Annotated in this window: 5 protein-coding genes and 2 pseudogenes; 5 read left to right on the top strand and 2 right to left on the bottom strand. The window is 66.4% G+C overall.

Features of this window, described 5'->3' with window-relative positions:
* Positions 1–835 precede the first annotated feature (835 nt).
* From A6302_RS17820 to sucD, 5 genes and pseudogenes are all read left to right on the top strand, one after another.
* Positions 836–1,570 carry a GntR family transcriptional regulator gene (locus A6302_RS17820; RefSeq protein ID WP_083255878.1) on the top strand — a complete coding sequence of 245 codons (735 nt, stop codon included), beginning with the start codon at positions 836–838 and terminating at the stop codon, positions 1,568–1,570.
* 211 nt (positions 1,571–1,781) lie between these two features.
* Complete coding sequence (gene oxc, locus A6302_RS17815; RefSeq protein ID WP_069308167.1) at positions 1,782–3,524, top strand: oxalyl-CoA decarboxylase; 1,743 nt, start codon at positions 1,782–1,784, stop codon at positions 3,522–3,524.
* A gap of 399 nt (positions 3,525–3,923) precedes the next feature.
* Positions 3,924–5,200 (top strand): annotated as a pseudogene (gene frc / locus A6302_RS17810) (formyl-CoA transferase).
* A 422-nt stretch (positions 5,201–5,622) separates the two neighbouring features.
* Positions 5,623–6,786 carry an ADP-forming succinate--CoA ligase subunit beta gene (gene sucC, locus A6302_RS17805; RefSeq protein WP_069308166.1) on the top strand — a complete coding sequence of 388 codons (1,164 nt, stop codon included), beginning with the start codon at positions 5,623–5,625 and terminating at the stop codon, positions 6,784–6,786.
* Positions 6,787–6,797: 11 nt separating this feature from the next.
* A complete protein-coding gene (sucD, locus tag A6302_RS17800; protein WP_069308168.1) occupies positions 6,798–7,682 on the top strand; it encodes a succinate--CoA ligase subunit alpha in 885 nt (294 codons plus the stop codon).
* A gap of 82 nt (positions 7,683–7,764) precedes the next feature.
* Here the strand turns inward: sucD and A6302_RS17795 are convergent, their stop codons facing one another.
* Together A6302_RS17795 and A6302_RS17790 are read right to left on the bottom strand one after the other, a co-directional pair.
* Positions 7,765–8,538 carry a fumarylacetoacetate hydrolase family protein gene (locus A6302_RS17795; protein ID WP_069308165.1) on the bottom strand — a complete coding sequence of 258 codons (774 nt, stop codon included), beginning with the start codon at positions 8,536–8,538 and terminating at the stop codon, positions 7,765–7,767.
* Between the two features lie 122 nt (positions 8,539–8,660).
* A pseudogene (locus A6302_RS17790) lies at positions 8,661–8,989 on the bottom strand (NAD(P)(+) transhydrogenase (Re/Si-specific) subunit beta).
* Positions 8,990–9,035: the final 46 nt, after the last annotated feature.

The raw sequence follows: 9,035 nt of genomic DNA, 5'->3' as shown, positions 1-9,035 counted from the left end.
CAGCCGTACTGGAGGTTGGCGATCATCACCATGCAGACGACGCCGATCGCGAGCTGCCCCCAGCGATATCCGTCGCCGACAAGGGCCGCCGCAGGCCCTGACTTAACCGATTGAGTCATCTCCTCACCCTTTTCACGCTCTTTGGACTTCATTGGTTGCAGCGCTGAAGGTTCGGATCTTGGTATATGTAATACCAACTATCAAGCTGATATTTTTATAAGCTTACTATATCTTTTTCTCCGTTTTTTTCCGTTTGGAATCAATCGGGAAGGGAAAGAACGGACCCCGAGCCGGCGAATTTCGAACCACTTCGTCGCCCCTTTGGCCGCGTCGGAGGGGCGGCATGGCCGGGCCAAGACGTGGCCCCGTCACCCGGGCGGCGGCGCAATCCGAGCACGTCTCGAAACACCGACTCCGTCGGCCCTCTGCCCATCGACCCTGTGATCGGCAAAAGTCCTTGGCTGAATCGACAAGGATCGCCCCGCTGCCGTCGCACCCGCCCTGGCTGGCATGCCAGATGAGACCGACGAGGGCCGGCCAGGCGAAAGGAGCCTGTGCATTTCCGCATGGCACGACCGCTCCCTCCCCCGCTGTCATGCCGCTGTGTCGGTCTCGATGGCGGATTCGGCCATGTGACAGGGGTGTGGCACATCAAGTAGTGTCAGCGGGCGCGGCCCTCCCTTGCTGCGGCGCACAAGCTTGCGTGGCCGGAAATCAAGAGCAATCGCACGGGGCCAACGCGGCATAGCGTCACTTCCGAGATTGACTTCTGGTATTTGGCATGCCAACCATTGGCATAACGAATGACAAGATAGATATCGGGGATCGGGAAACGATGCGGCGGGCCGCTCCTTCCAGCAAGGCGGAGGCAATACGCCGTCCGCGCAGCCGGCGCGTCGTCGTTCCAGCGGATGGCGAGACGAGCAAGCGCAGGATCTATCAGTCCCTGAAGCGGGCCATCGTCGAGATGGACATCTACGGGACCGAAGAGCCTGTCGAACTTGGCGAGCGGCGGATCTCCAAGGAATATGGTGTCAGCCGCACGCCGGTGCGCGAAGCGATCGCCATGCTCGAATATGAAGGCTTCGTCCGGACCATTCCCCGGCGAGGTGTCGTGGTCGTCCGCAAGACCCGCGACCAGATCATCGAGATCATCGAGGCCTGGGCGGCGCTCGAGGCGATCGCGGCGAGGCTGGTGGCCACCAAGTCGACCGACGAGGACGTCGCGGCCCTGCGCGAGATCTTCACGGGCTTCGAGGCGGACGGCCTCGTCTGCGAGGCGCTCGACGAATACTCGCAGGCCAACATCGCCTTCCATCAGGCGATCATCAGGCTCAGCGGTTCGCAGACGCTGGTCGACCTGACCGAGGACCTACTTCTGCACGTTCGTGCGATCCGCCGGATCGCCATCGGGCAGGCCGAGCGCAGGCAGCGCTCGATCGACGATCATTTCGGCATCATCGACGCCATCGAGCGGCGGGATGCGGACCGGGCGGAGCGGCTCTCGCGCCAGCACACGCTCGGACTTGCGGCATTCGTGGAAACGCACGGCGACAGGATTTTCGGCTGAGCGTCGCGGACACCGCAGGAACCAGGAATCAGGAGGGAGGAAACGGCGGCGTCGACGTCTTCCGGCAGGGGCCGGCGGGATGGCGACGTAGGGAAGCGGAAAGGCCGGACAGGGGCGATCGCCTCGACCGGGCACTGCAACCAGGCGGCCGACCTCGTGATGTGAACAGCAGACCAGACTGTAAACCAACGATACTCCGGGAGAGAGCGCTATGTCCGCTATCGCACACAGCATCGATGTTCCCTCGGCTGAGACCGAGCAGGAACTCACCGATGGCTTCCACCTCATCATCGACGCGCTGAAGCTCAACGGTGTTGAAACGATTTATGGCGTTCCGGGCATTCCGATCACGGACTTCGGCCGCATGGCGCAGGAAGAAGGCATCCGTGTCATCTCCTTCCGTCACGAGCAGAACGCCGGCAACGCCGCCGCCATCGCCGGCTTCATGACCAAGAAGCCGGGCATCTGCCTCACGGTTTCGGCTCCGGGCTTCCTCAACGGCCTGACCGCGCTGGCCAATGCCACCACCAACTGCTTCCCGATGATCCTGATCTCGGGTTCGTCCGAGCGCGAGATCGTCGACCTGCAGCAGGGCGACTATGAAGAGATGGACCAGCTGGCCATCGCCAAGCCGCTCTGCAAGGCGGCCTTCCGCGTCCTCCACGCCGCCGACATCGGCATCGCCGTTGCCCGCGCCATCCGCGCCGCGGTTTCCGGCCGTCCGGGCGGTGTCTACCTCGACCTCCCGGCCAAGCTGTTCAGCCAGGTCATGGACGCCGAGGAAGGCCGCAAGTCGCTGGTCAAGGTGATCGACGCCGCCCCGGCCCAGATCCCGGCGCCGTCCGCCGTCGAGCGCGCGCTCGAGCTGCTCAAGGGCGCCAAGCGTCCCCTGATCATCCTCGGCAAGGGCGCCGCCTATGCCCAGGCCGACGACGAGGTCCGCGCGCTGGTCGAGACCAGCGGCATCCCCTACATCCCGATGAGCATGGCCAAGGGCCTGCTGCCCGACACCCATCCGCTGGCGGCCGGCGCGGCCCGTTCGCTCGTGCTCAAGGAAGCGGACGTCGTCCTGCTGATCGGCGCGCGCCTGAACTGGCTGCTCAGCCACGGCAAGGGCAAGACCTGGGGCGCCCCCGGCACCCAGAAGTTCATCCAGATCGACATCGAGCCCCGCGAGATGGACTCGAACGTCGAGATCGCCGCCCCGCTCGTCGGCGACATCGGCTCCTGCGTCTCGGCGCTGCTGGCCGGCATGGGCAACGGCTGGTCGATGCCGCCGTCGGACTGGACCGACAAGATCAATTCCCGCAAGGAAGCCAACATCGCCAAGATGGCGCAGCGCCTGCTGAAGAACTCCACGCCGATGGACTTCCATTCGGCGCTGGGCGCCCTCAAGCAGGTGATCAAGGAGCGTCCGGACGCGATCCTCGTCAACGAGGGCGCCAACACGCTCGACCTCGCCCGCGGCGTGATCGACATGTACCAGCCGCGCAAGCGTCTCGACGTCGGCACCTGGGGCGTGATGGGCATCGGCATGGGCTTTGCGGTCGCCGCGGCGATCGAGAGCGGCAAGCCGGTTCTCGCGGTCGAGGGTGACTCGGCCTTCGGCTTCTCGGGCATGGAAGTCGAGACGATCTGCCGCTACAACCTGCCGGTCTGCATCGTCATCTTCAACAACAACGGCATCTACCGCGGCACGGACATCGATCCGACCGGCCGCGATCCGGCCACGACCGTGTTCGTGCCGGGCGCCCGTTACGACAAGATGATGGAAGCCTTCGGCGGCGTCGGCGTCAACGTCACGACCCCGGACGAGCTGAAGCGCGCCGTCGACGAAGCGATGGACTCGGGCAAGCCGACGCTCATCAACGCCGAGATCGATCCGGCCGCCGGCAGCGAGAGCGGCAACATCGGCAGCCTCAACCCGCAGAGCGTGGTCAAGAAGAAGAAGTGATCTTCATCTGACCCCATGTGACGACAAGGATCCCGCCGCCGCGCGCGGCGGGATCGGAACCTGAAAGGCCGACGGCCCGCGATCCATCCGGGAGCGCCGCCGCCGGGACGGCCGGCCGGATCCGGAGAGCGGACCGCGGCGGCTGGAGCGGGCAAGGCAGGCCGGCGAGCGGCCCCTGTCCGTGGAGACCCCCGCGCCGGGGCGAGCGGCATCGGCGAGAGGCCATGCCCCACCGGATGCTGCGGAGTGCAGCCGAGGATGCCGCGAGCAACGCGGCGACACCCGGCATGAGACGATCATCAACGAGTGACATAGGGACGCGGGTCTCTGGTGCGTGGTATGCCACGCGTCGGCGTCTTGGTATAAGAACAAAAGCCCAAGTCCGCAGGAGGGGGATTCATGACAAAGGCGCTTGAGGGAGTTCGCATTCTCGATTTCACGCACGTCCAGTCCGGGCCGACGTGCACGCAGTTGCTGGCATGGTTCGGCGCCGACGTGATCAAGGTCGAGCGTCCCGGCGTCGGCGACATCACGCGCGGACAGCTGGTCGACGTGCCGGATGCGGACAGCCTCTATTTCACGATGCTGAACCACAACAAGCGCTCGATCACGATCGACACCAAGAACCCGCAGGCAAGAGCGTTCTTGAGGATCTGATCCGCGTCTGCGACGTGATGGTCGAGAATTTCGCGCCGGGCGCGCTCGACCGGATGGGCTTCACCTGGGAGCGCATCCAGGAGATCAATCCCAAGATCATCGTCGCCTCGATCAAGGGCTTCGGCCCCGGTCCCTACGAGGACTGCAAGGTCTACGAGAACGTCGCGCAGTGCACCGGCGGCTCGGCCTCCACCACCGGCTTCCGCGACGGCCTGCCGATGGTCACCGGCTCGCAGATCGGCGACAGCGGCACCGGCCTGCACCTCGCCCTCGGCATCGTCACCGCCCTCTACCAGCGCACCCACACCGGCCGCGGCCAGAAGGTCAGCGCCGCGATGCAGGATGCGGTGCTCAATCTCTGCCGCGTCAAGCTGCGCGACCAGCAGCGCCTCGCCCACGGCCCCTTGCGCGAGTACAGCCAGTTCGGCGAGGGCATTCCCTTCGGCGACAGCGTGCCGCGCGCGGGCAACGATTCCGGCGGCGGTCAGCCGGGGCGGATCGTCAAGTGCAAGGGCTGGGAGACCGACCCGAACGCCTACATGTATTTCATCACCCAGGCCCCGGTCTGGGAGAAGATCTGCGACGTGATCGGCGAACCGGAGTGGAAGACCCACCCGGACTACGCCAAGCCGGCCGCCCGCCTGCCGCGACTCAACGAGATCTTCGCGCGCATCGAACAGTGGACCATGACCATGGACAAGTTCGAGGCGATGAACATCCTCAACAAGTATGACATCCCCTGCGGCCCGATCCTGTCGATGAAGGAACTGGCCGAGGACCAGTCGCTGCGCGCGACCGGCACCGTGGTCGAGGTCGACCATCCGGTGCGCGGCCCGTATCTGACCGTCGGCAACCCGATCAAGCTCTCCGACAGCCCGACCGAGGTCACGCGCTCGCCGCTGCTCGGCGAGCACACGGAAGAGATCCTGCGCGAGGTGCTGAATTTCGACGACCAGAAGGTCGCCGACGTGATGGCCACCGGCGCGCTCGGCAGCCTGGCCCGGATCGCGGCCGAGTAATTCTCCCTCCCTGGCGGGAACAGACTGGCGGCGGCATTCGCAAGAATGTCGCCGCTTTTTTGTGGATCGACACGGTGTCTCGCAGTCGTCCGGGGCCGGCCGGCAGATTCCGGAGAGCGCTGTGTCATTGCAGTGCAACATGTCCGGCGCACAGATCTGGCGGCAAAGCGTCGCTTGCCTGCGGATGTATTGATGTCCGCTGCCGCGTGGCGCAAAATGATCCGGACACGATGCCGCGTCGGAGTTCGTTGACACCCCTTTCCACACTGGCATACTTGATTCCAGAGGATCCATCCGGGGCTGTCGATCGGACAGCCGGTGTTCCGGGCGCGGCGCGGGCGAACCGGGTGTCCGCCACCGGTGGCGGATGGACCTGTCGCCCGCAGACCCACATGTCCGGCGCACGCCGCCGAGGAGGAAGCATGAAGCTTCATGAATTCCAGTCGAAGCGGCTGCTCTCGCGCTTCGGCGTGCTGGTGCCGGCGGGCCGCGTCGCACTCACCCCGGACGAGGCGCGCTACATCGCCAACGATCTCGACGGCCGCGGCTATGCCGTGAAGGCGCAGATTCTCGCGGGTGGCCGTGGCCGCGCCGGCGGCGTTCGCCTGGTGCAGAACCCCGGTGACGTGGAGGCGGCCGCGCGCGACCTGATCGGTCGCCGGCTCGTCACCGAGCAGAGCGGTCCGGAAGGCCATCCGGTCAAGCGGGTGCTGGTCGAGACCGCGCTGCCGATCGCGAGCACCCTGCATCTCTCGCTCTTCGTCGATTCGTCTTCCGCCGAGCTGGTCGCCCTTGCGTCGGCCGGCGGCGACATGGACATCGAGGAGCGCTTCAAGCGCGGCGAGCTCAAGCTCGAGCGCGCGTCCCTCGGGGATGGCCGCACGGCGGCGCCCGACGAGGTCGCGAGCCTCGGCGCCCGTGTCGGCCTCGAGGGCGCCGTGCTCGACGCCTTCGTGGCGCTGGTCGAGAAGCTGCGCGTCGCCTTCATCGAATCGGATGCCAGCCTGATCGAGATCAACCCGCTGGTCATCACCGACGCCGGCACGCTGGTCGCCGCCGACGCCAAGGTCACCATCGACGACAACGCCCTGTTCCGCCAGCAGGACATCGCCGCCTTCCAGGACGAGGAGGACCTCGACGAGACCGAGGTCAGCGCCCAGCGCCGCCAGCTCAACTATGTCCGCCTCGACGGCGACATCGGCCTTGCGGTCAACGGTGCCGGCCTTGGCCTTGCGACCCTGGACATGGTCCGCGCCGCCGGCGGGCGGCCGGCCAATTTCATGGACATCCGCACCACGGCCAAGAGCCTCGACGTCGCCTACGGCTTCGGTCTGCTGCTGAAGAACCCGGCGGTGAAGGCGATCCTGATCAACGTCCACGGCGGCGGCATGCAGCCCTGCGACACCATCGCCGAGGGGCTCGGCATCGCCATGCGCCGCACCGGCCGTGCCTGCCCCACCATCGTCCGGCTCGCCGGCAAGAACGCCGACTTCGCCCGCAACCGCTTTGCCAATTTCGGCTGCAACGTCATCGAGTGTCCGGACATGTGGTCGGCGGCGGTTCGCGCCGTCGCGGCCGTCCGCTGAGGAATTCGACCATGGCCATTCTGCTCAATGAAGACACCCGCGTGCTCTGCCAGGGCATGACCGGCTGGGCCGGCAGCCACCACACCGCGGTGATGATCGAATACGGCACGCGGGTGGTCGCCGGCGTCACTCCCGGCAAGGGCGGCCGCTTCCACCTCGGCCTGCCGGTGTTCGACACCGTGACCGACGCGATGGCCGCCACCAAGGCCAACGCCAGCATGATCTTCGTGCCGCCGGACAATGCCGCGAAGGCGATGATCGAGGCGATCGAGGCAGAGATGCCGCTGATCGTGGCGATCACCGAGCGCGTGCCGGTGCTCGACATGCTGCGCGTGCGTGACGCCCTCAAGGGCTCCTCGACCATCCTCGTCGGCCCGAATTCCCAGGGCATCCTTGCCCCCGGCATCTGCAAGATGGGCGTGATGGCCACCGGCAGCGAGCGGCGCGGCGGCATCGGCGTGATCTCGCGCTCGGCCTCGCTCACCAGCGAGATCACCCAGCAGATCACGCTGGCGGGCCTTGGCCAGTCGACCACCGTCGGCGTCGGCGGCGACGCCGTCCACGGCCTCGGCATGCGCCAGTGTTTCGAGATGTTCCTCAAGGACCCGCAGACCGAGGGCATCGTCCTGATCGGCGAGATCGGCGGCTCGGAAGAGGAGGATCTCGCCGACTTCATTCGCGAGACCCGGCCGTCGATTCCGGTGGTCGCCCTCATCGTCGGCATCCACGCCCCGCGCGAGCGGCGGATGGGACACGCCGGGGCGCTCAACCTCAAGGGCCGCGGCGAGGCCGACGCCAAGATCAAGGCGCTCGCCGCCGCCGGCGTCGTCATCGCCTCCAGCCCGCATCTCGTCGGCGAGACGATCCGCGACTGCCTGGCCCGCAAGGCCGCCTGAGGCACCGGTTGTTTGCAGTCATGAAAAAGGGGCGGCCCTTGGGAGGCCGCCCCTTTTGCGTTTCGGCGTGCCGAGACTGAACTCAGGCGAGCACGGTGTTGCGCAGCGTGCCGATGCCCTCGATCAGCACCTCGACCACATTTTCCGGCTCCTTCATCGCGCCGACGCCGACCGAGGTACCGCAGGCGATCAGGTCGCCCGGCATCAGCGTCATGTCGGCCGAAATGCGCGCGACCAGGTCGGCCGCCGGGAAGATCATGTCCGTGACCGGATAGTTCTGCCGCTCCGAGCCGTTGAGGATGGTGCGGATGGTCAGGGTCGCCGGGTCGAGGCCCGTGGCGATCACCGGGCCGAAGGGGCAGAAGCTGTCGAAGCTCTTGGCCCGGGCCCACTGCGGGAAGTTCGGATCCTTGTTGAGGAGATCGCCCGCGGTGATGTCGTTGACGCAGGTGTAGCCGAAGATGCCGGCCTCGGCCTCTTCCACGCTGGCGTTGGTGAGCTTTTTGCCGATGACGATGCCGAGTTCGCCCTCGAAGACGAGGCGCCCGTCATAGGCCTTCGGCCGCGGCACGGTGGCGCCGGGGCTCGTGATGCTGGAGACCGCCTTCAGGAGATAGAGCGGATCCTCGGGCACGGAGACCCCGAGCTTGGTGCCGAGCGCGCGAAAGTTGTTCCACAGCGCGATCACCTTGGTCGGCTCGCAGGGCGGCAGCAGCGCCAGCCCCTCGGCCGGCACCAGCCGGTCCGTCGCCGTTGCGCCGGCGAACATGTCGCCCTCGTGGACGCGGACCTGGTCGCCCTCCACGACACCGAAGGCGGGCGTGCCGCCGTCATCGAACCTTACCCAGCGTGTCATCGTTTCTCTCCCTTGTTGGTCGTCCATCTCGTGACTGCGGCGGCGGGATTGTGGTCCCGCCGCCGCCTCGTCCGTCCTGACCTGTCGCCCTGCCCGATCCGGGCCGGCCGTCACCCCTCGCCTCAGTCGAGGTTCTTGACGATGTTCTCGACCATCTTCTTGGCGTCGGCGAAGAGCATCATGGTGTTGTCGCGGAAGAACAGCTCGTTCTCGACGCGGCGTAGCCCGATCCCATGCCGCGCTTGATGAACAGCACGGTCTTGGCCTTGTCGACGTCGAGGATCGGCATGCCGTAGATCGCCGAGGTCGGGTCGGTCTTGGCGGCCGGGTTGGTCACGTCGTTGGCGCCGATCACGAAGGCCACATCCGCCTGGGCGAACTCCGAGTTGATGTCTTCGAGCTCGAACACCTCGTCATAGGGCACGTTGGCTTCCGCCAGCAGCACGTTCATGTGCCCGGGCATGCGGCCCGCCACCGGATGGATGGCGTATTTCACT

The organism is Methylobrevis pamukkalensis, from assembly GCF_001720135.1.
GTDB classification, from domain to species: domain Bacteria; phylum Pseudomonadota; class Alphaproteobacteria; order Rhizobiales; family Pleomorphomonadaceae; genus Methylobrevis; species Methylobrevis pamukkalensis.
The sequence above is the reverse complement of the archived record's forward strand: the minus strand, read 5'-3'. Positions and strand labels throughout refer to the sequence as shown.

Excerpts from the sequence above, each read along its gene's own strand:
- oxc (WP_069308167.1), top strand. The coding sequence starts at position 1,782 with ATGTCCGCTATCGCACACAGCATCGATGTTCCCTCGGCTGAGACCGAG.
- sucD (WP_069308168.1), top strand. The coding sequence starts at position 6,798 with ATGGCCATTCTGCTCAATGAAGACACCCGCGTGCTCTGCCAGGGCATG.
- sucC (WP_069308166.1), top strand. The coding sequence starts at position 5,623 with ATGAAGCTTCATGAATTCCAGTCGAAGCGGCTGCTCTCGCGCTTCGGC.
- A6302_RS17795 (WP_069308165.1), bottom strand. The coding sequence starts at position 8,538 with ATGACACGCTGGGTAAGGTTCGATGACGGCGGCACGCCCGCCTTCGGT.
- A6302_RS17820 (WP_083255878.1), top strand. The coding sequence starts at position 836 with ATGCGGCGGGCCGCTCCTTCCAGCAAGGCGGAGGCAATACGCCGTCCG.